Raw genomic sequence first — 291 nt, 5'->3', positions numbered from 1 at the left:
AAAGTGCATATTTTTCCTTCTCAAGGAGATACTGTTTTTTGTACAGCAACTCCTGTGAGGAGGAAAAATATGCACTTTCACTCAAGACAAAGAAGGGCAAAAAAAGATGAAATTCTTTACAAACCTTTATCTATTAGTATTTTCGTTTTTTATTTTTTTCCTCAAGACTAGATTTTTTTTAATTCGAATAATTCACACCATTTTATTAAATTCTTTTTTTAATCTTTTGATAGTCCTTTTCTCTAATCGCGAAATATATGATTGCGATATTCCGAGCATATCTGCAACATC

Annotated in this window: 1 protein-coding gene; it reads right to left on the bottom strand. The window is 29.6% G+C overall.

Annotated elements, in window-relative coordinates; genetic code table 11:
• Positions 1-192 precede the first annotated feature (192 nt).
• Positions 193-291: sigma factor-like helix-turn-helix DNA-binding protein (locus PZE06_RS28700; protein ID WP_275792498.1), on the bottom strand; the 99-nt coding region annotated here is incomplete at its 5' end.

It is taken from the genome of Robertmurraya sp. DFI.2.37 (genome assembly GCF_029211245.1).
Lineage (GTDB): Bacteria > Bacillota > Bacilli > Bacillales > Cytobacillaceae > Robertmurraya > Robertmurraya methanolica_A.
This window is presented reverse-complemented; position numbering and strand designations above follow the sequence as displayed.